Raw genomic sequence first — 25,360 nt, forward strand, 5'->3', positions numbered from 1 at the left:
GATAGGCAGAAGGGGTACTGATGTCAATTGTAACTTATGTCTTATATAAGACACAAGACATAGTAGACAACGCGTTTTTTTTGTGGTCCAATTCGCGCTATGGCACCGTCACCCGCATTCAGTCCGCTCTATCGCCAGATCAAGGCGCTCCTTTTGAAGTCGCTCGAAGCGCGCGAGTGGCGTCCCGGCGAAGCCATTCCCAGCGAGCAGGAGCTCGCGGCGCGGTTTGGTGTGTCACAAGGTACGGTGCGCAAAGCGATCGATGAGCTTGTTGCCGAAAATTTACTTGTGCGCAAGCAGGGAAAGGGGACGTTCGTCGTCTCGCACAGCGACCCCCGGCAGTTTTATCGTTTTCTGCGTTTGCGGCGCGACGATGGCGAATGGGTGCAGGCAACGAGCGTCCCCATCGACTGTTGGCGCGCCAAAGCGGGGCAGGAGGCTTCCCGAATCTTGCAGATTCCATTGGGGTCACCGATCGTGATCTTCCGGCGGGTATTGCGCTTTGCCCAAAAGCCGCTCGTTTTGGACGAGATCTACCTGCCGGGAGACCTCTTTGCGGCGTTTTCGTTGGATGCCCTCAAGGAGTGGCGCGGTTCGCTCTACAGCTTTTTCGAGAACCGTTTCGGTGTGCGCATGGTGCGTGCCGAAGAGCGGTTGAAGGCGGTCGCGGCGGATCGAGTGACCGCCGAAATGCTGGGTGTCGCGGAGCGCTCGCCGCTCCTTTTTGTCGAGCGGGTGACCTATACTTATAACGATCGACCCGTCGAGTGGCGCAAGGGTTTTTATGCAACCGAGTCGTATCACTACTACAATGAGCTGACGTGAGTGGTTTTGGGGGGCGCTCGAGTGAGCGCTCGAGTTGTGCAACCTGGGGAGTGACGATGATGCAGACCCAAGTGAAGAACCGGCCAAAGTTTCTCGATCTTCGAGAAATCCGGCTGCCGTTGCCCGGGATCGTTTCGATCCTGCACCGCATCAGCGGGGGCGGTCTCTTTCTCTTTTTGCCGTTCCTGATCTATCTCTTCGACCTGAGTTTGACCTCGCCGGAAACGTTCGCCACCTATAAGGCGATCGTCGGGCACTGGTTCGTGAAATTGATCTTGTTTGGGCTTCTCTGGGCCTATCTGCACCACTTTTGCGCCGGGGTTCGCTTCTTGCTCCTCGATCTGCACAAAGGCATCGAGCTGGAGCCGGCACGGCAGAGTGCCCGCGTGGTCTTGATGGTGAGCTTGGCGCTCACCGTGATTTTGGGAGTCTGGCTATGGTGAAGCGACTGGTGGTGGGTGCCCATTACGGCATCAAGGATTGGCTGATCCAGCGGATCACGGCCGCTTATATGGCGTTTTATACCGTGATTTTCGCGTTTGCCGCGCTGACGTTGCCAGCGATGACCTATGAACACTGGCATGCGCTCTTTTCGGGCCGTCTGATGCAGTTCCTCACCTTCCTCTTTTTCGCGTCGTTGTGCTACCACGCGTGGATCGGCGTGCGCGACATCTGGATGGACTACATCAAGCCACTCGGAATCCGGATCGCACTGCATGTGGCAACCGCATTGGTACTCATCGGCTATCTGGCATGGGTGGCCCGCGTGCTTTGGAGGCTGTAAACGATGAACGTCGAAAAGTATACGTTTGATGCCGTGATCGTCGGCGCGGGTGGCGCGGGGCTTCGTGCGGCGTTGCAACTCGCTGAAGCGGGGTTGCGCACCGCGGTGCTGACCAAAGTCTTTCCCACACGGTCCCATACGGTTGCCGCGCAAGGGGGGGTTGCCGCGTCGCTCGGCAACTCGACCCCCGACCACTGGCATTGGCACATGTACGATACCGTGAAGGGGTCCGACTGGCTCGGCGACCAGGATGCGATCGAGTTCATGTGCCGTAAGGCGAACGAAGTGGTGATCGAACTCGAGCACTACGGGATGCCGTTCGACCGCACCGACGAAGGGAAGATCTACCAGCGGCCGTTCGGTGGCCATTCGATGAATTACGGCGAAGCGCCGGTGATGCGCTCCTGCGCTGCGGCGGACCGCACTGGTCACGCGATGTTGCACGCGCTCTATCAGCGCAACGTGCGCGCGCATACTCAGTTCTTCGTCGAATGGATGGCGCTCGATCTCATCCGTGACCAGGACGGTGATGTGCTTGGCGTCACGGCGATGGAGATGGAGACCGGCAAAGTCGCGATCTTCCACGCGAAAGCGACCATTTTTGCGACCGGTGGCGCAGGACGGATCTATTACTCCTCGACCAACGCGTTCATCAACACGGGTGACGGGTTGGGCATGGCCGCGCGTGCGGGAATTCCGCTCGAAGACATGGAATTCTGGCAGTTCCACCCCACTGGTGTCGCGGGCGCAGGCGTGCTCATCACCGAAGGGGTGCGGGGGGAAGGTGGCATCCTGCGCAACTGTAACGGCGAGCGGTTCATGGAGCGCTACGCGCCGAACCTCAAGGATCTGGCGAGTCGCGACGTCGTTTCGCGTGCGATGGTGACCGAGATCAACGAAGGGCGTGGCTGCGGTCCGAACAAAGACTACGTGCTCTTGGACATCACCCATCTGCCGCCGGAAACGATCATGAAACGGTTGCCGGGGATTCGCGAAATCGCGATTCAGTTCGCGGGGGTCGACCCGATCAACGAACCGATCCCGGTGGTGCCGACGGTGCATTACCAGATGGGGGGGATTCCCACCAACTACAAGGGGCAAGTGGTGGTGCCCAAGGGGGACGATCCCGAAGTGCCGGTCGTCGGCTTTTATGCTGCAGGAGAATGCGCGTGTGCCTCGGTTCACGGCGCGAACCGGCTTGGGACCAACTCGCTCCTGGACCTCTTGGTCTTCGGCAAAGCGTCGGGTGAGACCGTGATCGAAGACATCCAAAGCGGCAACCTGCGTCTGAAGCCGTTGCCGAAAGATGCGGCCGATCTGTCGCTTGCGCGGATCAATCGCCTCAACACCGCAACGAGCGGCGAGCCAGTGGCCGACGTGTTGCTCGACATGCAGCGGACGATGCAAAAGCATGCGGGCGTTTTCCGCTTCGCGAATCTCCTCAAGGAGGGGGTCGAACGCATCCTGCAGGTCGAGGAACGGGTCAAGCACACCTTCATCAACGACAAGTCGATGGTGTGGAACACCGCGCGCATCGAGGCGCTCGAGCTCGAAAACATGATCGAGGTCGCGAAAGCGACGATGGTCTCGGCCGAGGCGCGCAAAGAGTCGCGTGGCGCACACGTGCGCGACGACTGCCCCGATACGCCGGAATTTCCGAACGGCCGCAACGACAAAGAGTGGCTCAAGCACACGCTGTGGTATCGCGAAGGGAATCGTTTGACTTACAAACCGGTGCATCTCAAGCCGTTGCACCCCGATACCCAGCCGATTGCGCTCGCGAAACGCACCTACTGATTGCGAAGGAGCCTTAGCCATGACCAACCGTGTGGTCCATTTCCGCATCTATCGCTACGACCCGGACAAGGACGAAAAACCGTACATGCAGGACATCTCGGTCGAAATCGAACCGACCGACAAAAAACTCCTGCAAGCGCTGGTGAAAGTGAAAGCCAAAGACGATTCGCTGGCGTTTCGGCGCTCCTGCCGCGAAGGGGTCTGCGGGTCGGACGCGATGAACATCAATGGCAAGAATGGCTTGGCGTGTCTCACGGACCTCGATTCGCTCGAACAGCCGATCGTCCTGCGTCCGCTGCCTGGTTTGCCGGTGATCCGCGACCTCATCGTCGACATGACGCAGTTCTTCAAGCAGTATCACTCGATTACACCGTACCTCATCAACAACGATCCGCCACCCGAGCGCGAACGGTTGCAGTCGCCGCAGGATCGCGAAGAGTTGAACGGCTTGTACGAGTGCATCCTCTGCGCTTGTTGTTCGACTTCGTGCCCGTCGTTCTGGTGGAACCCGGACAAATTCGTCGGGCCGGCAGGGTTACTCGCGGCATACCGCTTCATCGCCGATACCCGCGACCAGGCAACCAACGAGCGGCTGGACAATTTGAACGATCCGTATCGGTTGTTCCGCTGCCACACGATCATGAACTGTGTCGATGTCTGTCCGAAACACCTCAATCCGACGAAGGCGATCGGCAAGATCAAAGACCTGATGGTCTCGCGGATGGTGTGAGGTGCCGGCGATGGAGAAAGGGCGAATTCGATGGCGGTGCCGCAGGGCGTTGCTCGAGCTCGACCTCGTTTTTCGCCCCTTTCTTGCCGAAGGCTTCGACCAGCTGAGCGATGCCGAGTTGGCGGCGCTGGACGAAATGCTCGCGCTCGAAGACCACGACCTCTGGCCGATGGTCCATGGCACCAAACCCGCGCCGCGTAGCGATTGGCAAGCGCTGATCGCGAAGATTCAGGCGGCACATCGTCGCCAAACGCAGGAGCTCCTGGGGACACCAGGGGGTGAGACAAACGCATAAAGGAGTGAAGAATCATGACGCAACAACGCACCGCAACGGTGACCATCGACGGTAAGAGCTACGAGTTCCCGATCATGACCCCGACCTACGGGAACGAAGTGATCGACATCCGTAAGCTCGGTTCCGAAGCGAAGGTGTTCACCTATGACCCGGGGTTCCTCTCGACCGCGAGCTGTCGCTCGACCATCACCTATATCGACGGAGAAAAGGGTGAGTTGCTCTACCGCGGCTATCCCATCGAACAGTTGGCCGAACAGTGCTCGTTCCTGGAAGTCGCCTATCTCCTGAAGAAAGGGGAGCTGCCGAAGGCTGACGAACTCGCGAAATTCGAGCGCGACGTGATGCAGCACACGATGCTGCACGACCAGATGAACCACTTCTTCCGGGGCTTCCGGCGCGATGCCCACCCGATGGCCGTGATGGTCGGTGTCGTAGGGGCGCTTTCGGCGTTCTATCACGACGTGATGGACTTCTCCGATCAAGAGCACCGCGATCTTTCGTTCATCCGCCTGATCGCGAAGATGCCGACGATCGTTGCGATGGCCTACAAATACAACATCGGCCATCCCTTCATGTACCCGCGCAACGACCTCGGCTATACCGCGAACTTCCTCCACATGATGTTCGGCACGCCGTGCGAGAAGTACGAGCCGAATCCGGTATTGGTGCGCGCGATGGACGTGATTTTCACGCTGCATGCTGACCACGAGCAGAACGCATCGACCTCGACGGTGCGCCTTGCGGGCTCCTCCGGCGCGAACCCCTTTGCGTGTATCTCGGCCGGGATCGCCTGCTTGTGGGGCCCGGCGCATGGTGGGGCGAACGAAGCGTGTTTGCGCATGCTCGAAGAGATCGGCGACGTCTCGCGCGTTGGCGAATACATCAAGCGCGCGAAAGACAAGAGCGATCCGTTCAAGCTCATGGGCTTCGGTCATCGCGTTTACAAGAACTACGATCCGCGCGCGAAACTGATGCGTAAGATCTGCCACGAAGTGCTGGGCGAACTGGGGCTCGAAAACGACCGGCTCTTCAAATTGGCGATGGCGCTCGAGAAAATCGCGCTCGAGGACGAATACTTCGTCGAGAAGAAACTCTACCCCAACGTCGACTTTTACTCTGGGATCGTGCAGCGTGCGATCGGTATCCCCACTTCGATGTTTACCTGCATCTTCGCGCTCGCGCGTGCGGTGGGCTGGTTCGTTCAGTGGGAAGAGATGATCACCGACCCCGAATACAAGATCGGACGTCCGCGGCAGCTCTACGTCGGTTCGCCGCGCCGCGACGTCGTTCCGATGAGTGAGCGGTGATGCCAGACGAACCCAGGAGAAGAACGCCGTTTGACGGTTGACGACAAGGCGCCGCCCGCTGGGGGGCGCCTTGTGCCTTTTGTGTAACCAGGGAAGTGACGCAACGAGAGAGACCTGCCATGTATCGTGATTTTTTGGCGAACTCCGCCCTTTTTGGCAGCAACGCCCCGTTCGTGGAAGCGCTCTACGAACATTTCCTCGCCGACCCGATGTCGGTTCCGGAAGCGTGGCGCGCCTATTTCGAACAGATTCGTGCCCAAGGACCGCAAGTGGAAGAGCGGCCCCATTCGCCGATCGTCGCCGCGTTCGAGCAGCTCGGGCGGATGGGCCCGGTCCGCTTCGTCAAAACGGGCTCGGATGATGGGCAGTACCAGGTGGCGACGCTCCAACTCATCAACGCCCACCGCTTCATGGGGCACCGCATCGCCGATCTCGACCCGCTGAAGCGCTTCGAAAAACCGGCGGTTGCCGAGCTCGAACCTTCGACCTATGGCTTTACCGAAGCGGACCTCAACCGCGAATTCAACGTCGGTTCGTTCCAGGGGTTGGGGAAACAGACCGGGACGCTGCGTGAGATCCTCGACGCGCTGCGGCAGACCTACTGCAGCACCATCGGCGTCGAATATATGTACCTCACCAGCACCGCAGAAAAACGGTGGCTGCAGGCGCGTATGGAGCCGATCCGCAACCGGCCGAAGTTCGACGCCGACCAGAAGAAGCGGATCTTGGAGCGGTTGACCGCGGCAGAGACCTTGGAGCGTTACCTCCACACCCGTTATGTCGGTCAGAAACGGTTTTCCCTCGAAGGGGGCGAATCGGCGATCGTCGCGCTCGACGAAGCCATTCGTACTGCCGGGCGGAACGGGGCGCAAGAGATCGTGATCGGGATGGCCCACCGGGGGCGGCTCAACGTACTCGTTAATGTGCTCGGGAAGTCTCCAAAAATGCTCTTCGACGAGTTCGAAGGGAAGAAGGCCTCCGACCTCTCATCGGGTGACGTCAAATACCACATGGGTTTTTCGAGCGACGTCTTGACCCCGGGTGGTCCGGTCCATCTCTCGTTGGCGTTCAACCCGTCGCACCTCGAAATCGTGAACCCTGTGGTCTTGGGGTCGGTCTATGCGCGGCAAGTGCGGCGTGGCACTCGGACTGCGAAAGACGAAGTGTTGCCGATCCTCATCCATGGAGACGCTGCGGTTGCGGGGCAAGGGGTCAACCAAGAGGTGCTCAACTTCTCGCAAACGCGGGGTTATGGGGTCGGCGGCACGGTCCATATCGTGATCAACAACCAGATCGGGTTTACCACCTCGGACCCACGCGATTTGCGATCGACCACCTACTGCACCGACGTCTTCAAGATGGTCGAAGCGCCGATCTTCCACGTCAATGGCGATGACCCGGAAGCGGTCGCGTTCGTCACGCAACTCGCGCTCGAATTTCGCAAGGAGTTCAAGAAAGATGTCGTGATCGACATCGTCTGCTTCCGGAAACTCGGTCACAACGAGCAGGATGAACCGGCGGTGACGCAACCGCTGATGTACCGCAAGGTACGGCAGCATCCGGGTACACGCGCACGCTATGCCGAAAAACTGGTGCAAGAGGGGGTGATCCCGCAAGACGAACCCGACGCGTTCATCGCCCGCTATCGCGACGCACTCGATCGTGGTGAATTGTTGTACAACCCAGTGGTCAATAACGTCGTGCGCAAACACGCGGTCGATTGGACGCCGTTCCTAGGCCAGCCCTATACCGACGAGTGCGACACCGCAATCCCCGTTTCCGAAGTCGAACGTCTTGCGGAACGACTGACGGCCATTCCTGAAGGGTTTGCACTCCACCCGCGGGTGCAGAAGATCATCGAAGACCGCAAAGCCATGGGGCGGGGCGAAATTCCGGCCGACTGGGGGTTTGGGGAAAACCTGGCGTACGCGTCGCTCGTCGCGCAAGGATTTGGCATTCGCCTCTCCGGGGAAGACGTGGGGCGCGGCACCTTCTTTCACCGCCATGCGGTGTTGCACGACCAGAATCGCGAGCGCTGGGACGCCGGTACCTATGTGCCGCTGCAGAATATCCAGGAGGGGCAAGGGCCGTTTTACGTGTTCGATTCCACCCTCTCGGAAGAAGGGACGCTCGGTTTCGATTACGGCTATTCGCTCACCGAACCGAACCAACTGACGATCTGGGAAGCGCAGTTCGGGGATTTCGCCAACGGCGCGCAGGTCGTGATCGACCAGTTCATCTCTTCGGCCGAATCGAAGTGGGGACGACTGAGCGGCATCACCCTGTTGTTGCCACACGGCTACGAAGGGCAGGGGCCGGAGCACTCCTCGGCGCGCATCGAGCGCTACCTCCAGCTTTCGGCCGAGCTCAACTGGCAGGTGTGCCAACCCACCACCGCAGCGCAAATCTTCCATCTGCTGCGTCGGCAGATGCTGCGCCGGCTCCGCAAACCGTTGGTCGTTTTCACGCCGAAGTCGCTATTGCGCTTGAAAGAAGCGGCGTCGCCGCGTGAGGCCTTCACCCAAGGGGGCTTTCAGACGGTGATCGGCGAGGTCGAAGACCTCAATCCGAAGAAGGTGAAACGGGTACTCTTCTGTTCGGGTAAGGTCTATTACGAACTCGCCGCGTATCGCCGAGAGAAAGGGATCGAGGACGTCGCGATCATTCGGCTCGAGCAGTTCTATCCCTTCCCGGCGAAAGCGCTCGAGGCGGTGCTCGCGCCCTTTACCCAGTTGAAAGAGTACGTCTGGGTGCAAGAGGAGCCCCGCAACCAGGGCGCGTGGTACTGGCTGCTGTCGCGTCAGCATCTCGACAACATGCTCGGGAAAGGCAAGCGGCTGCTCCTCGTGGCACGGCCGGCTTCGTCGTCGCCCGCGGTCGGGTACCTCGCCAAACACGTCCAGCAACAGAAAGCCCTCATCGAAAACGCCTTTGGACCCATCGACGCCTAATAAAAGAGGAGAGTCACCATGTTGATCGAAGTGAAAGTTCCGCAATTGTCCGAATCGGTTTCCGAAGCCTCCCTCGTCACCTGGCACAAGAAGGAGGGGGAAGCGGTCAAGCGCGACGAAAACCTGGTCGATATCGAAACCGACAAAGTGGTGCTCGAAACGCCAGCTCCTGCTGATGGCGTGCTGGTGCGCATCATCAAAAAAGATGGTGAGGCGGTGACCTCGGGTGAGGTGATTGCCGAAATCGACACCGAAGCACAAGCAGCAGCCACGACGAACGCTGCTTCGGCTGAGCCCGCAGCAGCACCCGCTGCGGCGCCTGCTCCATCAGAACCGGCGGCCGAGCCTGCGGCAGCTGCGCCTGCTGCCGCTGCGCCTGCTGCCGCGGGTGTTGCCAGTCCTGCCGCGCGCAAGATCCTCGAAGAGAAGGGGCTCTCGGCGACCGACGTGACCGGAACGGGCCGTGGGGGGCGTGTCACCAAAGAGGACGCGCTTCAAGCTGCGCCGAAGGCAGCAGCGGCGGCGCCTGTAGCGGCGCCGGTCGCGGCGATGCCGGCGGGCGAGCGTCCTGAGCAGCGGGTTCCGATGACCAAGATCCGCAAGCGGATCGCGGAGCGCTTGCTGCAGTCGAAACAAGAGACCGCGATGCTCACCACCTTCAACGAAGTGAACATGTTGCCGGTGATCGAACTGCGCAAAAAGTACGGTGAGCAGTTCGAGAAAGAGTACGGCGTGCGGCTGGGTTTCATGAGCTTCTTCGTGAAAGCGGCGTGCGCAGCGCTCAAAAAATTCCCGATCCTCAACGCGTCGGTCGACGGCGACGACATCATCTACCACGGTTATATCGACATCGGTATCGCGGTGGGGTCGCCACGCGGATTGGTCGTGCCGATTCTCCGTGACGCGGATCAGATGAGTTTTGCCGAAATCGAAAAGAAAATCGCCGAATTCGGGCAACGGGCGAAAGATGGACGGCTCACCGTGGAAGAGCTCACCGGCGGTACCTTCTCGATCTCCAACGGAGGGGTTTTCGGTTCGATGCTCTCGACACCGATCATCAACCCGCCGCAGTCGGCGATCCTGGGGATTCACGCCACCAAGGATCGCCCAGTGGTCGAGAACGGCCAGATCGTGATTCGCCCGATCAACTACTTGGCGCTTTCGTACGACCACCGCATCATCGACGGGCGCGAAGCCGTACTCGGGCTCAGAACCATCAAAGAGGCGCTGGAAGATCCAGCACGCCTCCTTCTCAACCTCTAAAAGCCAGCGGGGCCAACACCAAGACAGGGAGTGAACAACAATGAGCCAACCATCAGAGCAGTATGACGTGCTTGTGATCGGCGGTGGGCCAGGCGGTTACGTGGCCGCGATTCGTGCGGCGCAGCTCGGCTTCAAGACCGCGTGCTGTGAGTCGAACCCGTACGACGACCCGAAAGGGGAACCGCGCCTTGGGGGGACGTGCCTCAACGTCGGTTGCATTCCGTCGAAGGCGCTCCTACACACCTCGCATCTTTTTGAACTCGCGGCGCACGACTTCAGCGCCCAAGGGATCGAAGTCGGCGCGCCAAAAATCGACGTCCCGAAGATGATCGCACGTAAAGACGCGATCGTCACGCAACTCACGCAGGGGATCAAAGGGCTTTTCCGCAAGAACAAGGTGACGCTGCTCCCTGGTCACGGTCGATTCGTCGGCCGTGAAGGCGACACATGGCGCGTCGCGGTGGGTGAAAAAACCGTCGCAGCAACCCACGTGATCGTCGCAACGGGTTCGAAAGCGCGCCATCTGCCCAACATCCCCGTGGATAACCAGGTGATTTGCGACAACGTCGGGGCGCTGAAGCTCCAGGCCGTGCCGAAGAAGCTCGCGATCATCGGTGCCGGTGTGATCGGTCTCGAGATGGGGTCGGTGTGGCGGCGTCTCGGCTCGGAGGTGACGATCCTCGAAGCGGCACCGCAGTTTCTTGCCGCCGCCGACCCAGAGATCGCGAAAGAGGCGCAGAAATTGCTCACCAAGCAGGGGCTCTCGTTCGCGTTCGGGGTCACGATCGACAGCGCCGAAGTCGAAGGCGACGGCGTGCTGATCCGCTACCGCACCGCCGACGGTGCAGAACAGCGGCTCGCAGCCGATCGGCTGATCGTCTCGGTGGGGCGGGTTCCGAACACCGACGGGCTCGACGCCGACAAAGTGGGTTTGACGGTCAATGAACGGGGACAGATCGTCGTCGATGACCATTGCCGCACCAATTTGCCCAACGTCTGGGCGATCGGGGACGTCGTCCGTGGGCCGATGCTCGCCCACAAGGCGATGGAAGAAGGGGTGATGGTCGCGGAGCGGATCGCTGGGCAGGCGGGTCACGTCAATTACGACGCGATTCCTTGGGTGATCTACACCGAACCCGAAATCGCCTGGGTCGGGAAGACCGAAACGGAACTCAAAGCGGCGGGCGTCGACTACCGCGCTGGGAAAATTCCCTTCTTGGCGAACGGCCGCGCGCTGGGTATGGGGGCCGGATATGGGTTCGTCAAGATGCTCGCCGACGCCAAAACCGACCGCATCTTGGGGGTGCATATCATCGGCCCGAATGCCTCCGAACTGATCGCCGAAGCGGTGGTCGCGCTCGAGTTTGCCGCAGCAGCCGAAGATCTGGCGCGGATCTGCCATGCCCACCCGACCCTCTCCGAGGTGGTGCATGAAGCGGCGCTTGCCGTCGACAAGCGACCGCTCCACTTCTAAATGGAGATGCCAACCGTTCAACCCCGCACCGCGACCGGTGCGGGGGCAGGGCCGCTTCTTGCCGCGTACGACGCGGCGATCGCTACCCGCGGCTACCAACCAGACCCAGCGCAGAAAGCAGCGCTCTTCAGGCTACAGCAATTGGCCGACGCGTTGCTTGCGCGCTCGGCGCAAGACGACGATCGGGTAGCATCCGGGCAGCAAACGCCGGGTGGTGCGGCGGCGCGTGCGTCGGGCATCAAGCGGCTCATGGGCAAACTCTTTGGGCGTAGCGGGACGGCGGAGTCCCTTGCGCCCGCCCCGGTGGCAGCGAACCAAACCCCCAAGAGCGTCTATCTCTGGGGTGGCGTCGGGCGGGGGAAGAGCTTCCTGATGGATCTCTTCTACGCCAACGTTCCCTTGGTGCGCAAACGGCGGGTCCATTTCCACGCCTTCATGCAAGAAACGCATGAACGGCTGAAACGGCACAAAAAGCAACCCGATCCGTTGCGTCTGGTCGCGGCAGAAATCCTCGAGACGGCGCAGTTGCTCTGTTTCGACGAATTTCACGTCAGTGACATCGCCGACGCGATGATCCTTGGGCGGCTCCTCGATGCGCTCTGGGCGCAGGGCGCCGTGCTCGTGATGACCAGCAATTACCACCCAGACGGGCTCTATCCCAATGGTCTGATGCGGGTCAATTTTCTCCCGACGATCGAGCGCATCAAAGCGATGTGCGACGTGATCGAAGTCGATAGCGGGACCGACTACCGGTTGCGGACGCTCGAAAACGTCGATCTCTATCTGACGCCGCTGACACCGGAAAACGACGCGAAACTCGCTGCCGACTTTCAAGCGTTGACCGGAGTATTGCCGCAACCCGGAACGATCACCCTGTTCGAGCGGACAATCCCCACGCGCGGCAATGCCGCAGGGGTGATCTGGTTCGATTTTGCCGCGCTCTGTGACGGGCCGCGCGGACAAGCCGACTATCTCGCGATTGCCAACGAGTACCATACGGTGATCCTCTCGAACGTTCCGGCGATGTCCCCGGCGCAGGCCGAAGCGGCGCGCCGCTTTACGTGGCTCATCGACGTTCTGTACGACCACCGAGTGAAATTGATCGTCTCCGCGGCGGTCGAACCGTACGACCTCTATCCGGAAGGGCGAAACGCGAACGAGTTCGCGCGCACCGTCTCGCGCCTCTTGGAGATGCGTACCCGAGCGTACCTCGAAGCGGCGCACGCCAGCGACTGATCGCGCAGGGTCTCTTCTGGCACAATACCGGGCATGGTGCCGGAAAAAGCCCTGCCGGAAATCGATTCGCCCACCACAGGCGCGCATGCCCCAGCCACCGACGCGTGGGTCGAGGCGGTGCGTGACCTTTTTGCGCCTTCGGGTCGGCTTGCGCAGAAACTGCGCGATTTCACTCAGCGCGCAGCACAACAAGAGATGGCGGTGGCGGTCGCGCACGCGATCGCCACACGCGCCATCCTGGTTGCCGAAGCGGGCACCGGTACCGGCAAGACCTTCGCCTATTTGGCCCCGGCTCTCCTTTCCGGCAAGCGAACCTTGGTGTCGACGGGTACCCGTACTTTGCAAGATCAGCTCTTTCACCGTGACCTGCCGCGGCTCACCGCGGCGCTCGGCGTACCTGTCAAACGCGCCCTCCTCAAAGGGCGCAATAACTATGTCTGTTGGTTTCATCTCGAGCGCAATCTCGAAGAAGGGCGCTTCCTAGAGCCGGAAACCGGTGGCTGGTTGCGCGAAATCCGCCGCTTTGCGCGGCACAGCCAAAGCGGGGACAAGAGCGAATGTGCTACGGTGCCCGAAAATGCGCCGGCTTGGTCCTACGCCACCTCGACGCGCGACAACTGCGTCGGCAGCGAATGCCCCCATTTCGACGACTGCTTCGTCTTCCGCGCACGCCGCGAAGCGCTCGATGCCGAATTGGTCGTCGTCAACCACCACCTCTTTTTCTCCGATCAGCAGATCAAAGAGGAGGGTGTTGCCGGGCTTTTGCCAGCGTGTGACGTGGTGATCTTCGACGAAGCGCACCAGCTTCCCGACCTGCTCCCCCATTACTACGGCGAGTCGGTGTCGACCTTCGAAGCATTGCGTCTCGCCCACGATGCGCGCGTTGAGTTGTCGACGCTGGGCGGTGATTTCCGTGACGGCGTGGCGGTGGTCGACCGCTTCGAAAAGACGACCCGGGACGTGCGTTTGGCGTTGCCACTCACTGGGACGCTGCGAGGGACGATCGCCGATCTGCCACAGAGCGCCCCTTTCGTCGCAGCGCTCGTCACTTGGCAAGCGGCGGCGTCGGCGGTGCATCAGGCGCTTGCGGCGGTTGCCGAACGCACCGAACTGTTGGCGAAGCTCGCGGAGAAGGCCAAACGGTTCGCCCGCGCGCTCGACACCTGGCAACAGGCCGCACCGACAGGAAACGGTGAAGAGGTGTTCTGGTTCGACGCCAGCGCGCACCATCTGACGCTCAACCGCACACCTCTTACTGCAACCGAAGCGGTGCGGGATCTGATCGCCGCGTCGCCCGCGGCGTGGATCTTCACCTCGGCTACCCTCACCGTCGGGGGGCGGTTCGACCATTTCCGGCATCAGATGGGGCTTACCCGCATCACCGAAAAACCGAGCACGGCGGCGCGGTGGGAAAGCCCGTTCGACTACCGAAGGCAGGCGCTCTTGATCGTTCCCGACGCGATTCCCGAACCGAACGCAGCCGGGCATCGCGAAGCGGTCGCTCAGGTGGCGCGGCGGCTTGCCACCGCTGCGAACGGACGGACGCTCGTGTTGTGCACGGCGCTTGCCGCGATGCGCGCGGTGGCCGAAACGCTGCGCACCCAGGGCGGGACCGACGACGCACCGTTCGTGGTGCTCACCCAAGGAGACGCCCCCAAAGAGACGCTGCTCGCGCGCTTTACCACGACGCCACGCGCTGTGCTCGTCGCCAGCCACAGTTTTTGGGAAGGGGTCGATGTCGTGGGCGAAGCACTCTCGGTGGTGGTGATCGACCGCTTGCCGTTCGCACCGCCCAACGAGCCGCTCCTAGCGGCCCAGATTGCGCGGATGAAACGCGCGGGCAGTGACCCCTTTCTCACCATCCAAGTGCCGCGCGCCGCGACGCTCTTGCAGCAGGGAGCGGGGCGGTTGGTCCGCAGCGAACGGGACCATGGCGTACTTTGCATTTGTGATGTGCGTCTGGCAACCCGTGGTTATGGCAAGGTTCTGTGGTCGAGCCTGCCCCCGTTCCGCCGCAGTCGCTCGCTCGCGGTCGCGGAAAATTTCTTGCGCACCCTGTTCCCGGAGCCGCGTGAAACGGCGGCACCAAGCGGCGTTCACTCCGACGGCGCGCCCTGAGCGCCTTCCCGCTGCCTCCTTTTTCCGCTATCCTTATCGCTTCATGAATTCGGATGAGGGGAATGCGCGTCATCGGTATCGCCGGCTGGTCCGGATCAGGAAAAACGACCTTGATCGAACGCATGATCCCGGTGTGGTGCGCCCAGGGGTTGCGCGTCGCGACGATCAAACATGCGCACCACGGCTTCGACCTCGATACCCCAGGGAAGGACTCGTGGCGTCACCGCGAAGCCGGAGCCAGCAAAGTGTTGATGCTTTCCGACGCGCGTTGGGTTTTGATGAGCGAATTGCGCGGTGCGCCGGAGCCCCCCTTCGCCGAGCAGCTGCGGTTGCTGGCGCCGTGCGATCTCGTCGTCGTCGAAGGCTTCAAACGGGCGCCGATCCCGAAAGTGGAAGTGTACCGCCCGGAAGTGGGCAAACCGCCGATCTGGCCAGAAGAGCCGATGATCCGTGCCGTGGCGACCCCGGGTGGCGAGCAAGCACGGTCGGCGCTTCCTGAGGAGTGCCTGTTGCCCTTGCTCGATCTGGACCACCCAGAAGCCGTTGCCGAAGCGGCGCTCGAATTGGCCTACAGTGCCGAGCAATGGGAAGAAGAGGAGATCGAGGACAACCATGAGTGACTTGATGCCGTTTGAGGCGGCTCGCGCCCAACTGTTGGCTGCAGTCCGACCGGTTTCCGAATACGAAGTCGTCGCGCTTGCGGCAGCGCGCAATCGCGTTTTGGCCGAGCCGATCCATTCGCCGATCGCGATTCCCGAGCGTGATACCTCGGCGATGGATGGTTATGCGGTACGCGCGGCCGATGTTGCCGAACCGGGCGTGACGCTCCCGGTGACGCAGCGCATCCCGGCCGGTTCCGTTGGTGTGCCGTTGCAGCCTGGGGGTGCGGCGCGCATCTTCACCGGTGCGCCGCTTCCCGAAGGCGCCGACGCGGTGGTGATGCAGGAGATGACCGAAGCGCACGGTGGCCACGTGACCTTCCACCACGCGCCCCGACCAGGGGAAGCGGTGCGGCGCGCCGGGAGCGAAGTGGCGCACGGCGCGCGGGTACTGGAAGCGGGAACCCGCTTGCGGCCGCAAGAGATCGCGATGGCGGCAAGCGTGGGCTGTGCGCACCTGCCGGTCTTTCGCCGGGTCAAGGTTGCGCTCTTGGCAACCGGGGACGAGCTGGTCGCTCCGGGTGAGCCGTTGCCGCCAGGAGGCGTCTACAACTCCAACCGCTATCAATTGATTGCGCTTCTTGAAGCGCTGGGTTGTCTGGTCACCCATTTGGGGGCGATTCCCGATACGCTCGAGGCCACTTGTGACGCATTGGCGCGTGCTGCCGAAGACGCCGACCTCATCCTCTCCACTGGGGGCGTTTCGGTGGGAGAAGCGGACCACGTGAAACCCGCGGTCGAACGGCTTGGGCGGCTGGACCTGTGGCGACTGCGGATCAAACCGGGGAAGCCGCTGGCGTTCGGTCACGTCGGCGCGACCCATTTCGTCGGCTTGCCCGGTAACCCCGTTTCGAGTTTCGTCACCTTTTTGCTGTTGGTCCGGCCGCTGCTGCTCCGACTCATGGGGGTCGATGACGTCTTACCGCACGTGATCGAAGTGCCGGCAGCATTCGCGTGGACGCGCCCGGACAAACGGCGGGAGTTCCTGCGCGCCCGGTTGAATGGGGACGGAGCCGCTGAAATCTTCCCCGATCAGGGTTCGGCAACGATCGCCTCGCTCGTCTGGGCGCAGGGGTTGGTCGAAGTGCCCGAAGGGACGCCGATCGCTCCGGGTGACCGCGTGCGCTTTTGGCCGATGAGTGAATTATTGGCGTAAGGAGCATCCCATGGCGCTTTCCATCAAATACTTTGCGCGCGTGCGCGACGCGCTGGGAACGAGCGGGGAAACACTCGCTTGGAACGCAACGTGGCAAACCGTCGACGATCTGCGTCAAGCGCTGTGCGCACGGGGTGGGGCGTGGGCCGAGACGTTGAGCCGCGAGGAGATCCACTGCGCGCGCAATCAGCAGATCGCCGCGTGGAACGACCCGATCGCCGATGGCGACGAGATCGCTTTCTTCCCCCCTGTGACGGGAGGCTGAGCGATGGCCAAGGACGCAGTGACGATCCGCGTTCAAAGCGAAGATTTCGACCCGGGGGTCGAAACGCAGCACCTTCACGAAGCCGACCCGACCGTGGGCGCTGTCGCCACCTTTCTGGGGCTCGTGCGGGCGCACCCGCAAGAGGATGGCGCGGTGACGACGATGACGCTGGAACACTACCCAGGTATGACCGAAAAGGCGCTCGCGGCGATCGTCGACGAGGCGCGGCGCCGTTGGCCGCTTACCGCGGTGACGGTGATTCACCGCGTCGGGCCACTTGCGGTGGGGGACCGCATCGTCTTCGTCGGCTGCGCCAGTAGCCACCGCGCCGCCGCGTTTGCTGCGTGTGAATTTCTGATGGATTATCTGAAAACCCGCGCGCCCTTCTGGAAAAAGGAGGCAACCGCGTCGGGCGAAACGCGCTGGGTCGACGCGCGTGCAAGCGACGAAGAACGCGCCTCGCGCTGGTGAGCGCGAGCGCCAGCGAACACTACCGCCCTGGGGCGGTGTTGCGCTTTAGCGGCGCGTGTTGTTCCGCCGCGGGGCGTTTTCAGCAACCGCGGCGCGTCCCCCCTTATTGCTGGGGCTTTTCGGATTGACCGATCCCTGCCATTTTTTGCCACATTTCTGTGGTCATCCGTGTGGCTTCTTGCATCGCTTCGAGCGTCTTGCTGGGGTCGGGCCAGAGCGGCTGGCCAGCCTGGGTAATTCCCCACGGGAAGGGCGAGACAGCACCTTTCTGTTCTGCGCTTCCCTGCTGCCACCACCGCTGCCAGAGTGCGCCGCTCGTTTCGAGTGACCGGGTAAGAAACTGATTCATCTCCGCTTGGCTCTTCACGGTGAGCTGCGTCACTTCGTTCATTGCCGCGATCACCTGTTGGGTGACGCGCTGCGCGAACGCTTGTTGCTGCTGCTGTTGCGCCGAAGGGTCACTGGTATCCGCGAGCGCTTGCGACGCGCGGATACTCTCCTCGAAAAGCGTCCGAGCCAACTCGTTTTGCAACGCGACGAGCCGCTGCGTCTGCGCCATCGCGCTTTGCGTCAGCGCAAGCCATTCGTTCATCATCGCTGCCCACGGTTCGTCCGTCGGGCTGGGCTTCGTGGTGGTTTTCTTGCTGCTCATGATCATCCCTCCCATTGATGGCCGCGCCTTTGCCGTTCAGTATAGCGAGCACCCACGGAATATACAAATCGCCCTTGAAATCGATTTTTTTGCCCCCACACTGTGAGATAGCTCTATTTCCGAACGAAAGGGAACGAACCATGCGTTTCGACAAACTCACCACCAAATTCCAGCAAGCGCTCCAGGAGGCGCAAAGCATCGCGGTTGGGAACGACAACCAGTTCATCGAACCGCAACACCTTCTGTTGGCGCTGATCGATCAAGAAGATGGTTCCACGCGGTCGCTGTTGCAACGGGCCGGGGTCAATGTTCCCGGCCTGCGCGCCGCGTTGCAAAAAGCGATCGAAGCGTTGCCGCAGGTCACGGGCACGGGCGGCGAAGTGCAAATCGGCCGTGATCTCGCGAATCTTTTGAACCTCACCGACCGCGAGGCGCAGAAGTGGGGCGATCCGTTCATCGCAAGCGAAATGTTCCTGCTCGCCCTCACCGAAGACAAGGGTGAAACGGGGCGGCTCGCCAAAGAGTATGGACTTTCGCGCAAAGCGCTCGAAGCGGCGATCCAACAGGTACGAGGCGGACAAAAGGTCGACAATCCTGAGGCCGAAGCGCAGCGCGAAGCACTCAGCAAATACACCATCGACCTTACCGAACGCGCGCGCCAAGGGAAGCTCGACCCGGTGATCGGCCGCGACGACGAAATCCGCCGTACCATTCAGATTCTCCAGCGCCGCACCAAGAACAACCCGGTGCTGATCGGCGAGCCCGGGGTAGGGAAGACCGCGATCGTCGAAGGGCTCGCGCAACGAATCGTGAACGGCGAGGTTCCGGAGACGCTGCGCGACAAACGGGTCTTGGCGCTCGACATGGCGGCGCTGATCGCTGGCGCGAAATATCGCGGCGAATTCGAAGAGCGGCTGAAAGCGGTGCTCAAAGAGATCGCGCAGGATGGCCGCGTGATCCTCTTCATTGACGAAATCCACACGATGGTGGGTGCCGGTAAGGCCGAAGGGGCGATGGACGCCGGCAATATGCTGAAACCGGCGCTCGCGCGTGGTGAGCTCCACTGCATCGGCGCGACTACGCTCGACGAGTACCGCAAATACATCGAAAAGGACGCTGCGCTCGAACGGCGCTTCCAAAAAGTGCTCGTCGAAGAACCGACGGTGGAACAGACGATCGCGATCCTGCGGGGGTTGCAAGAGAAGTACGAAATCCACCACGGTGTCGAGATCACCGACCCGGCGATCGTCGCGGCAGCCGAGCTTTCGCACCGCTACATCACCGACCGCTTCTTGCCCGACAAGGCGATCGACCTGATCGACGAGGCAGCGGCGCGGATCAAAATGGAGATCGACTCGAAGCCCGAGGCGATGGATCGGCTCGAACGCCGCATCATCCAGCTCAAGATCGAGCGGGAAGCGGTGCGCAAAGAGAAAGACGAGGCAAGCCAGAAGCGGTTGAAGCTGATCGAGGAAGAGCTCGAAAAACTGCAGCGCGAGTACAGTGAACTCGAAGAGATCTGGAAGGCGGAAAAAGCGCGGATCGAAGGCACGAAGCATCTCAAGGAGCGGATCGATCAGTTACGCGCACAGATTGCTGATCTGCAGCGTAAAGGGCAATGGGACAAGGTTGCCGAATTGCAGTATGGTGAGCTGCCGAAGTTGGAAGCGCAGCTCAAGCAAGCGGAAGAGGCGGAGCAAAGCGGCGCTCCGTTCAAACTCCTGCGCACGCAGGTGGGGGCGGAAGAGATCGCCGAAGTGGTTTCGCGCATGACCGGTATCCCGGTCTCGAAGATGATGCAGAGCGAACGCGAAAAACTCCTCAAAATGGAGGCGTATCTGCATCGTCGGGTCGTCGGTCAGGACGAAGCGGTGCGGCTCGTCTCCGACGCGATCCGCCGCTCGCGCGCCGGGTTGGGCGACGAAAACCGCCCCTACGGTTCGTTCCTCTTCCTGGGGCCGACCGGTGTCGGGAAGACCGAACTGTGCAAGGCGCTCGCGGAATTCCTCTTCGATTCGGAGGATCATCTGATCCGGATCGACATGAGCGAATTCATGGAGAAACACTCCGTGGCGCGGCTCATCGGCGCGCCGCCGGGGTACGTCGGTTACGAAGAAGGGGGGTACCTCACCGAGCAGGTGCGGCGCAAACCCTACAGCGTGATCCTGTTCGACGAAGTTGAGAAAGCGCACCCCGACGTCTTCAACGTCCTGTTGCAGGTGCTCGACGACGGCCGGATGACCGATGGGCAAGGGCGTACCGTCGACTTCAAGAACACCGTGATCGTGATGACGTCGAACCTGGGGAGTCAACGCATCCAACAGCTTGCGGACGAAGGGGACTACCAGGTACTGAAACTCGCGGTGATGGCCGAAGTGAAGAACTTCTTCCGCCCCGAGTTCATCAACCGGATCGACGAGGTGGTCGTGTTCCATCCGCTCAAAGACGAGCACATCGCCGGTATCGCGCGGATTCAGCTCGAGCGGTTGGAAAAACGGCTGGCGCGTCACGACATGGCGCTCAAGGTCACCGATGCGGCGCTCATGGAGATCGCCAAGGTCGGCTACGACCCGGTCTATGGCGCGCGGCCGCTCAAGCGGGCGATTCAAGAGCACATCGAAAACCCGCTGGCGAAGTACCTGCTCGAAGGACGATTCGGCCCGAAAGATACCATCGTGGTCGATGTGCGTGGTGGGCAGTTCGTGTTCGAAAAAGGCTGATTGCTGCGCGAACACTCTCCTTTCAGGGTGGTTGGGTTGGTAACGAAAGGCATCGAGCTGTGTTGAGATCCTGCACCTATGCGTGGGTACGGTTCCACCTGGTGTGGGCCGGTGCGCTCTTCTTTTGCCTTCTGGGCGTAGTGGGGACGCGCGCGGTGGCCCAACCGATCCAAGTCATCGACGACACCGGGCAGTCGGTGGCGGTCGCTACCCCGGCACAACGGATCGTGAGTCTGGCGCCACACGTCACGGAAAACCTCTTTGCCGCGGGGGTCGGCGACCGGGTCGTTGCGGCGGTCGACTATAGCGACACCCCGCCCGACGCGGCGCAGTTGCCGCGCGTAGGCGGTTATTCGCGATTGGATCTCGAGCGGATTTTGGCGTTTCAACCCGATCTGGTCGTCGCATGGGCAAGCGGTAATCCCGCGGACGTCGTGGCGCGCATCGAAGCGCTCGGTATCCCGGTCTATCGCTCCCAGCCCAACCGGCTCGACGACATCGCCAAGACCCTGCGCAATCTCGCCTACCTCGCGGGTAATCCCGCTGCGGGTGAACGGGCCGCACAGGCATTCTTGGCGCGTCGTGACGCGTTGGCTGCGCGGTATGCGGGGCGTGCCCCAGTCCGGATCTTTTACCAAATCTGGGATCGCCCGCTGCGCACGATTGGCGGGCAGCAGATCCTTACCGACGTGATGCGCCTCTGTGGTGGTGTGAACGTCTTCGGAGCGCTTGATGCGCTGGCGCCCACCGTTTCGGTCGAAGCCGTGCTCGCAGCGGACCCCGAGGTGATCGTCGCAAGCGGCATGGGGGAAGAACGCCCTGATTGGCTCGACGCGTGGCGCGCGTGGCCGCAACTCACCGCAGTTCGTGCGGACAATCTGGTTTTCATCCCCCCGGCACTCTTGCAACGTCCGACGCCGCGGCTACTCGATGGGGCGGAGCAGCTCTGTACGGCGCTCGAAGCGGCGCGCAGCCACCTAGCGGCGCTGCGTCACGAGCCCCTTTCAGCGGGGATGAAATGACGCAGGGGCGGATTGCCGCACGCAGCAAGCGAAAGGCCATAGAGCTGGCTCAACCGTTCCGCGGTCAAGAGGGTGGCGGCTTCGCCCACTGCGGTGTCGCCATCAGGGGAGAGCAGAACTGCATGGGTTGCGTAACGCGCCGCCCAGTTGAGATCGTGCAGTGCGGTGATCACTGCGGCTCCGGCGCGACAGCGTGCGGCAAACTGTTCGAGCACCTGGCGTTGGTGGCGCAGGTCGAGGTGGTTGGTCGGTTCATCGAGCAGATAGACGCGCGGTTGTTGCGCCAGGACGGTCGCGATCGCAACGCGCTGTTTTTCGCCGCCGGATAGGGTATGCAAACGGCGCGCTTCGAAATCTGCCAGATCGACCGCCGCGAGCGCCTCGCGGGCGATCGCGATGTCTGTCGCCGTTTCCCAACCCCAGCGTCCCAAATAGGGGTGACGACCGACGAGCACCGCTTCGAGCACCGTCGCTTCGCCCGGGAAAAAAGGGGTCTGCGCAAGCCATCCGCGCCATTGCGCTTGCTCGCGGACAGACCATTGCGTCAAGGGGCGACCCGCAAGCGTGATCGTTCCGGCGGTAGCCCCACGCAATCCGGCCAACGTCGCCAACAAGGTCGATTTGCCAACGCCGTTGGGGCCGAGCACGACCCACCATTCACCCGCATGGACGGAGAGGGAGAGGCCACGGCACAACGTGCGTTGCCCCAGCGTGAGCGTGAGGGCGTCGGCGGTGAGGAGCGGTGGGGTGGGCATCGCGCGTTTTTCGTCTTCGTTAGGTGCGCGCGCGCACCAGAAGCCACAAAAAGAACGGGACACCGAGGAGCGCCGTCACGATGCCCACGGGCAATTGCAACGGTGCCCATAGCGTTCGCGCTGCGGTATCGGCCACCATCAGGAGCGTACCGCCAGCAAAGATGCAGCAGGGAATCAGCCAGCGGTGATCGTTGCCGATCATGATGCGCACGGCGTGCGGCACGATCAGTCCGACGAAACCCACCGATCCGACGAGGGTTACCGCGGTTGCGGTCAGGAGCGACGCCAGCACGTAGAGTCCCCACCGCAACCGCGCAACGGGGACGCCGACTGCCTGCGCGGTCGCTTCCCCGTAGGCAAGCGCGTTGAGGTCGCGCCCCCAAGTGACGAGCAAAAGCGAAACCGCGATGAGCATCACCATCGGCCACGGCGAAAAGGTCGTGCTTGCTGCGTCACCCATCAGCCAAAAGAGCATCGAATGGAGTCGCTGCTCCGGCGCCAACGTAAGCAGCAGCGCGACCACGGCGCTTGCGCCCGACGCGACGATCACGCCGGTGAGGATGAGCCGCGTCGCCGACCAAGGGCCAGCACCGTGTGCGAGCGCGAAGACGAGCGCCATCACGACGATCGCGCCCGCAAAGGCTGCAGCGGCAACACCCAGCCCTGCCGCGCCGAGCACGATCGCCGCAAGTGCTCCCACCGCCGCGCCACTCGAAACGCCGAGCACGTAGGGGTCAGCCAAAGGGTTGCGCAATAGCGTCTGCATGAGGAGCCCGGCGAGTGCCAGCAGCGCGCCGGCACTCCACACCGCGGCAGCGCGGGCGCCGCGCAGCCCCCATACGACGGGAAACGCGGGATGGTCGTGATGCCACAATGCTGCCCAGACGGTTGTGACGGGGAGCGGCAGCGAGCCGACGCCAAGCGCCAAGAAAAAACTTGCACCGGTCAAACCCACGAGCAGGAGCAGTAGGGCGACACGGCGTTGCGCGAACGGCATCGGCGCACGAAGGCTTTAGTCGCGGTACCGCAAACCGACAAAGAACGTCCGCCCCGGTTGACGATAGGTGGCGGCAGTCTCGTAGGTTTGATCGAACAGGTTGCGGATTTCCGCTTCCAATCGCCACGACCGCGTCAGCGCGTAATGCCACCAGAGGTCGGTTCGGCCGTAGCCGTCGAGTCGTGTGGTATTGGCGACATCGTCCCAGCGGGCGCGTTGGGCGTTGAAGTCGATCCCCGCCTGCCACCGTTTCGCGTCGTAGATGAGCGCGGCAGAAAGCGCGGCAGGAGCGCGACGGGGCAACCGCTTACCTGTGGCTTCGTCGGTGGCGTTGAGCCAATCGGCGTTGATACGGAAATGCCACGCGCCGAATTGACTTGCATACGTCAGCTCCGCCCCCTTGATCCGGGCGCGTGCGACGTTTTCGGGCGGCCAGCCCGCGATGAGGTTTTTGACCCGTGCATCGAAGAGCGTCAGCTCCGCAGCGGTGACGCCACGCTGCCAGCGGATCCCCACCTCTTTTTGGTAGGCCGTCTCGGGTTTCAGGTCGGGGTTGCCACCGCCGAAACCGGTGTCTGGCCAATAGAGTTGATTGAAGGTCGGCGCTTTGAACGCGCTGCTCACGGCTACGCGACCTTGCCATTCCGGTGTGAATTGGTAGCGATAGGCGGCTTGGCCCGTGGTTTTACCTCCGAACTGGCTGTCGTCGTCGTGACGTGCGGTCAGCTGCCAACCGTGACGACCCTGTTCTGCTTGCCAGCCCAAGAGGTAGCCACGAACGATTCGGCTGGTCCGAGTGTATTGGGTTGTGGCGTCCACCTCAGTCGCGGTGAGATCGAACGCGGCAAGCAGTACCCCGAGCGGTAATGCCACCTCGTTCTGCCAGCTGAGTTGGCGTTGTGCCGTCGCGAAGCGACTCACGTTGCTGGCGCTCGCAAGCGCTTTCGACGTATCGCGGGTTTCGCCCAAGCGCAGCGTGGAGAGCCATGCTTCCGTGAGCGGCAGGCGGGTGGTGACTTGGTTGCTGGTCAGATCTTTGTGCAGTAACGCATTGAACGTTCCCGCACCCCAGGCGTCGTATTCGTTGCGGCCACGGGTCGCGAAACTGGCGAGCGCGATTTCGCCGCCATTGGCGAGCGACCAGGAGAGATTGGCGCTGGCGAAGCGGTTACGCCAACCGTCGCGGTCGGGTTGGTGGCTGAAATTGGCAGGTGTGGTCGCTTCGATCCCCTGGGTTCCTTCGGCACCCAGGTCGAGTGCGTACCGAAACGCGGGGTTACCCCCTGAGACGCCGACGCTCGTTTGGTATTGTTCGTGACTGCCCAGGCCGACGAACGCGCGGCGCTGGGTGGTTTCGGTCCCTTTGCGGGTAAAGATTTGAATCACGCCGCCAATCGCGTCCGATCCGTACAAAGCGCTTGCCGGTCCGCGAACGATCTCGATCCGCTCGATCAGCTCAAGCGGAATCGCTTCAAGCGTTGCGGTCCCCAAGGTTGCCGAACCGATCCGCATTCCGTCGATGAGCACCAGTGTATGACGCGCTTCTGCACCGCGCAGATAGAGTGATGCCGACGCTCCGGATCCGCCGTTTTGCACGATCCGTACCCCTGGGGTCTGACTCAATAAGTCGACAAGGGTGCGCGCACCGCTTTGTTCGATCGCGTCACGGGTGAGCACGGTGACCGCAGAGAGCGACGCCTCGGTACGCGTGGGGATACGGCTTGCGGTGACGGCGATCGTCGGCAGTACCGGGTCGAACGCCGACGATTGGGCAACGGCAAGTGGGTTTGTCGCGACGAATCCAAGGATCAAAAGCAGATGACGCCCCTTTTTCGGGCGCAAAAGAGCGATTGCCGACATGAACGAACACTCCCAACTCCAGC

The 25,360-nt window shown here is 62.0% G+C and carries 22 protein-coding genes; 18 read left to right on the top strand and 4 right to left on the bottom strand.

Annotated features, from left to right (window positions below):
* The first annotated feature begins 99 nt into the window (after window positions 1-99).
* The 16 genes from HPTL_RS02985 to moaE all read left to right on the top strand — a co-directional run bounded on the left by HPTL_RS02985 (window position 100) and on the right by moaE (window position 17,331).
* Window positions 100-825, top strand: coding sequence for a GntR family transcriptional regulator (locus HPTL_RS02985; RefSeq protein ID WP_119334649.1), 726 nt, complete (start codon window positions 100-102; stop codon window positions 823-825).
* Window positions 826-881: 56 nt separating this feature from the next.
* The gene (gene sdhC / locus HPTL_RS02990; RefSeq protein ID WP_119334650.1) at window positions 882-1,268 is read left to right on the top strand and encodes a succinate dehydrogenase, cytochrome b556 subunit; all 387 of its coding nucleotides are present in this window, start codon (window positions 882-884) and stop codon (window positions 1,266-1,268) included.
* The gene (gene sdhD, locus HPTL_RS02995) at window positions 1,262-1,609 is read left to right on the top strand and encodes a succinate dehydrogenase, hydrophobic membrane anchor protein (RefSeq protein WP_119334651.1); all 348 of its coding nucleotides are present in this window, start codon (window positions 1,262-1,264) and stop codon (window positions 1,607-1,609) included. The genes sdhC and sdhD overlap by 7 nt, the downstream gene beginning before the upstream one ends.
* A 3-nt stretch (window positions 1,610-1,612) precedes the next feature.
* Window positions 1,613-3,406 carry a succinate dehydrogenase flavoprotein subunit gene (gene sdhA, locus HPTL_RS03000; RefSeq protein WP_119334652.1) on the top strand — a complete coding sequence of 598 codons (1,794 nt, stop codon included), beginning with the start codon at window positions 1,613-1,615 and terminating at the stop codon, window positions 3,404-3,406.
* A 19-nt stretch (window positions 3,407-3,425) separates the two neighbouring features.
* The gene (locus HPTL_RS03005; protein WP_119334653.1) at window positions 3,426-4,136 is read left to right on the top strand and encodes a succinate dehydrogenase iron-sulfur subunit; all 711 of its coding nucleotides are present in this window, start codon (window positions 3,426-3,428) and stop codon (window positions 4,134-4,136) included.
* Between the two features lie 10 nt (window positions 4,137-4,146).
* Complete coding sequence (locus HPTL_RS03010; RefSeq protein ID WP_119334654.1) at window positions 4,147-4,431, top strand: FAD assembly factor SdhE; 285 nt, start codon at window positions 4,147-4,149, stop codon at window positions 4,429-4,431.
* A gap of 14 nt (window positions 4,432-4,445) precedes the next feature.
* The gene (gene gltA / locus HPTL_RS03015; protein WP_119334655.1) at window positions 4,446-5,738 is read left to right on the top strand and encodes a citrate synthase; all 1,293 of its coding nucleotides are present in this window, start codon (window positions 4,446-4,448) and stop codon (window positions 5,736-5,738) included.
* Between the two features lie 119 nt (window positions 5,739-5,857).
* On the top strand, window positions 5,858-8,689 hold the full coding sequence (locus HPTL_RS03020) for a 2-oxoglutarate dehydrogenase E1 component (RefSeq protein WP_119334656.1): 2,832 nt from the start codon (window positions 5,858-5,860) through the stop codon (window positions 8,687-8,689).
* Between the two features lie 18 nt (window positions 8,690-8,707).
* A complete protein-coding gene (gene odhB / locus HPTL_RS03025; RefSeq protein WP_119334657.1) occupies window positions 8,708-9,952 on the top strand; it encodes a 2-oxoglutarate dehydrogenase complex dihydrolipoyllysine-residue succinyltransferase in 1,245 nt (414 codons plus the stop codon).
* 40 nt (window positions 9,953-9,992) lie between these two features.
* Complete coding sequence (lpdA, locus tag HPTL_RS03030; RefSeq protein WP_119334658.1) at window positions 9,993-11,426, top strand: dihydrolipoyl dehydrogenase; 1,434 nt, start codon at window positions 9,993-9,995, stop codon at window positions 11,424-11,426.
* Window positions 11,427-11,432: 6 nt separating this feature from the next.
* Complete coding sequence (gene zapE / locus HPTL_RS03035) at window positions 11,433-12,662, top strand: cell division protein ZapE (RefSeq protein ID WP_119334659.1); 1,230 nt, start codon at window positions 11,433-11,435, stop codon at window positions 12,660-12,662.
* A 33-nt stretch (window positions 12,663-12,695) separates the two neighbouring features.
* Window positions 12,696-14,780 carry an ATP-dependent DNA helicase gene (locus HPTL_RS03040; RefSeq protein ID WP_119334660.1) on the top strand — a complete coding sequence of 695 codons (2,085 nt, stop codon included), beginning with the start codon at window positions 12,696-12,698 and terminating at the stop codon, window positions 14,778-14,780.
* 62 nt (window positions 14,781-14,842) lie between these two features.
* Window positions 14,843-15,400: a molybdopterin-guanine dinucleotide biosynthesis protein B gene (gene mobB / locus HPTL_RS03045; RefSeq protein ID WP_119334661.1), complete on the top strand. Its 558-nt coding sequence runs from the start codon at window positions 14,843-14,845 to the stop codon at window positions 15,398-15,400.
* Entirely contained in the window at window positions 15,393-16,595 is a 1,203-nt protein-coding gene (locus tag HPTL_RS03050; RefSeq protein WP_119334662.1) for a molybdopterin molybdotransferase MoeA, read from the top strand. The genes mobB and HPTL_RS03050 overlap by 8 nt, the downstream gene beginning before the upstream one ends.
* 10 nt (window positions 16,596-16,605) lie before the next feature.
* Window positions 16,606-16,860, top strand: coding sequence for a molybdopterin converting factor subunit 1 (gene moaD, locus HPTL_RS03055; protein WP_119334663.1), 255 nt, complete (start codon window positions 16,606-16,608; stop codon window positions 16,858-16,860).
* A 3-nt stretch (window positions 16,861-16,863) separates the two neighbouring features.
* Window positions 16,864-17,331: a molybdopterin synthase catalytic subunit MoaE gene (gene moaE, locus HPTL_RS03060; protein WP_119334664.1), complete on the top strand. Its 468-nt coding sequence runs from the start codon at window positions 16,864-16,866 to the stop codon at window positions 17,329-17,331.
* A gap of 103 nt (window positions 17,332-17,434) precedes the next feature.
* Here moaE and HPTL_RS03065 read toward each other — a convergent pair whose 3' ends face one another.
* Complete coding sequence (locus HPTL_RS03065) at window positions 17,435-17,983, bottom strand: phasin family protein (protein ID WP_170141252.1); 549 nt, start codon at window positions 17,981-17,983, stop codon at window positions 17,435-17,437.
* A gap of 140 nt (window positions 17,984-18,123) precedes the next feature.
* On the opposite strand from HPTL_RS03065, the gene clpB reads away from it, so the two are divergent.
* Together clpB and HPTL_RS03075 are read left to right on the top strand one after the other, a co-directional pair.
* On the top strand, window positions 18,124-20,703 hold the full coding sequence (gene clpB / locus HPTL_RS03070; RefSeq protein ID WP_119334666.1) for an ATP-dependent chaperone ClpB: 2,580 nt from the start codon (window positions 18,124-18,126) through the stop codon (window positions 20,701-20,703).
* Window positions 20,704-20,765: 62 nt separating this feature from the next.
* Entirely contained in the window at window positions 20,766-21,725 is a 960-nt protein-coding gene (locus tag HPTL_RS03075) for a cobalamin-binding protein (protein ID WP_197713753.1), read from the top strand.
* On the opposite strand, the gene HPTL_RS03080 is transcribed toward HPTL_RS03075, so the two are convergent.
* From HPTL_RS03080 to HPTL_RS03090, 3 genes are read right to left on the bottom strand one after another with little or no spacing between them, the layout of a single operon-like run.
* Window positions 21,695-22,480, bottom strand: a complete 786-nt coding sequence (locus HPTL_RS03080) for an ABC transporter ATP-binding protein (protein ID WP_119334667.1) — start codon at window positions 22,478-22,480, stop codon at window positions 21,695-21,697. The two genes, HPTL_RS03075 and HPTL_RS03080, sit on opposite strands and share 31 nt — an antisense overlap.
* A 19-nt stretch (window positions 22,481-22,499) precedes the next feature.
* Entirely contained in the window at window positions 22,500-23,477 is a 978-nt protein-coding gene (locus HPTL_RS03085; RefSeq protein WP_119334668.1) for a FecCD family ABC transporter permease, read from the bottom strand.
* 15 nt (window positions 23,478-23,492) lie between these two features.
* Window positions 23,493-25,337, bottom strand: a complete 1,845-nt coding sequence (locus HPTL_RS03090) for a TonB-dependent receptor domain-containing protein (protein WP_119334669.1) — start codon at window positions 25,335-25,337, stop codon at window positions 23,493-23,495.
* Window positions 25,338-25,360 lie beyond the last annotated feature (23 nt).

The organism is Hydrogenophilus thermoluteolus (assembly GCF_003574215.1).
GTDB classification, from domain to species: Bacteria; Pseudomonadota; Gammaproteobacteria; order Burkholderiales; family Rhodocyclaceae; genus Hydrogenophilus; species Hydrogenophilus thermoluteolus.

What these genes read in the sequence shown, in the direction of transcription:
- HPTL_RS02985 (WP_119334649.1), top strand. Translation starts at nt 100, where the DNA reads ATGGCACCGTCACCCGCATTCAGTCCGCTCTATCGCCAGATCAAGGCG.
- sdhC (WP_119334650.1), top strand. Translation starts at nt 882, where the DNA reads ATGATGCAGACCCAAGTGAAGAACCGGCCAAAGTTTCTCGATCTTCGA.
- sdhD (WP_119334651.1), top strand. Translation starts at nt 1,262, where the DNA reads ATGGTGAAGCGACTGGTGGTGGGTGCCCATTACGGCATCAAGGATTGG.
- sdhA (WP_119334652.1), top strand. Translation starts at nt 1,613, where the DNA reads ATGAACGTCGAAAAGTATACGTTTGATGCCGTGATCGTCGGCGCGGGT.
- HPTL_RS03005 (WP_119334653.1), top strand. Translation starts at nt 3,426, where the DNA reads ATGACCAACCGTGTGGTCCATTTCCGCATCTATCGCTACGACCCGGAC.
- HPTL_RS03010 (WP_119334654.1), top strand. Translation starts at nt 4,147, where the DNA reads ATGGAGAAAGGGCGAATTCGATGGCGGTGCCGCAGGGCGTTGCTCGAG.
- gltA (WP_119334655.1), top strand. Translation starts at nt 4,446, where the DNA reads ATGACGCAACAACGCACCGCAACGGTGACCATCGACGGTAAGAGCTAC.
- HPTL_RS03020 (WP_119334656.1), top strand. Translation starts at nt 5,858, where the DNA reads ATGTATCGTGATTTTTTGGCGAACTCCGCCCTTTTTGGCAGCAACGCC.
- odhB (WP_119334657.1), top strand. Translation starts at nt 8,708, where the DNA reads ATGTTGATCGAAGTGAAAGTTCCGCAATTGTCCGAATCGGTTTCCGAA.
- lpdA (WP_119334658.1), top strand. Translation starts at nt 9,993, where the DNA reads ATGAGCCAACCATCAGAGCAGTATGACGTGCTTGTGATCGGCGGTGGG.
- zapE (WP_119334659.1), top strand. Translation starts at nt 11,433, where the DNA reads ATGCCAACCGTTCAACCCCGCACCGCGACCGGTGCGGGGGCAGGGCCG.
- HPTL_RS03040 (WP_119334660.1), top strand. Translation starts at nt 12,696, where the DNA reads ATGGTGCCGGAAAAAGCCCTGCCGGAAATCGATTCGCCCACCACAGGC.
- mobB (WP_119334661.1), top strand. Translation starts at nt 14,843, where the DNA reads ATGCGCGTCATCGGTATCGCCGGCTGGTCCGGATCAGGAAAAACGACC.
- HPTL_RS03050 (WP_119334662.1), top strand. Translation starts at nt 15,393, where the DNA reads ATGAGTGACTTGATGCCGTTTGAGGCGGCTCGCGCCCAACTGTTGGCT.
- moaD (WP_119334663.1), top strand. Translation starts at nt 16,606, where the DNA reads ATGGCGCTTTCCATCAAATACTTTGCGCGCGTGCGCGACGCGCTGGGA.
- moaE (WP_119334664.1), top strand. Translation starts at nt 16,864, where the DNA reads ATGGCCAAGGACGCAGTGACGATCCGCGTTCAAAGCGAAGATTTCGAC.
- HPTL_RS03065 (WP_170141252.1), bottom strand. Translation starts at nt 17,983, where the DNA reads ATGAGCAGCAAGAAAACCACCACGAAGCCCAGCCCGACGGACGAACCG.
- clpB (WP_119334666.1), top strand. Translation starts at nt 18,124, where the DNA reads ATGCGTTTCGACAAACTCACCACCAAATTCCAGCAAGCGCTCCAGGAG.
- HPTL_RS03080 (WP_119334667.1), bottom strand. Translation starts at nt 22,480, where the DNA reads ATGCCCACCCCACCGCTCCTCACCGCCGACGCCCTCACGCTCACGCTG.
- HPTL_RS03085 (WP_119334668.1), bottom strand. Translation starts at nt 23,477, where the DNA reads ATGCCGTTCGCGCAACGCCGTGTCGCCCTACTGCTCCTGCTCGTGGGT.
- HPTL_RS03090 (WP_119334669.1), bottom strand. Translation starts at nt 25,337, where the DNA reads ATGTCGGCAATCGCTCTTTTGCGCCCGAAAAAGGGGCGTCATCTGCTT.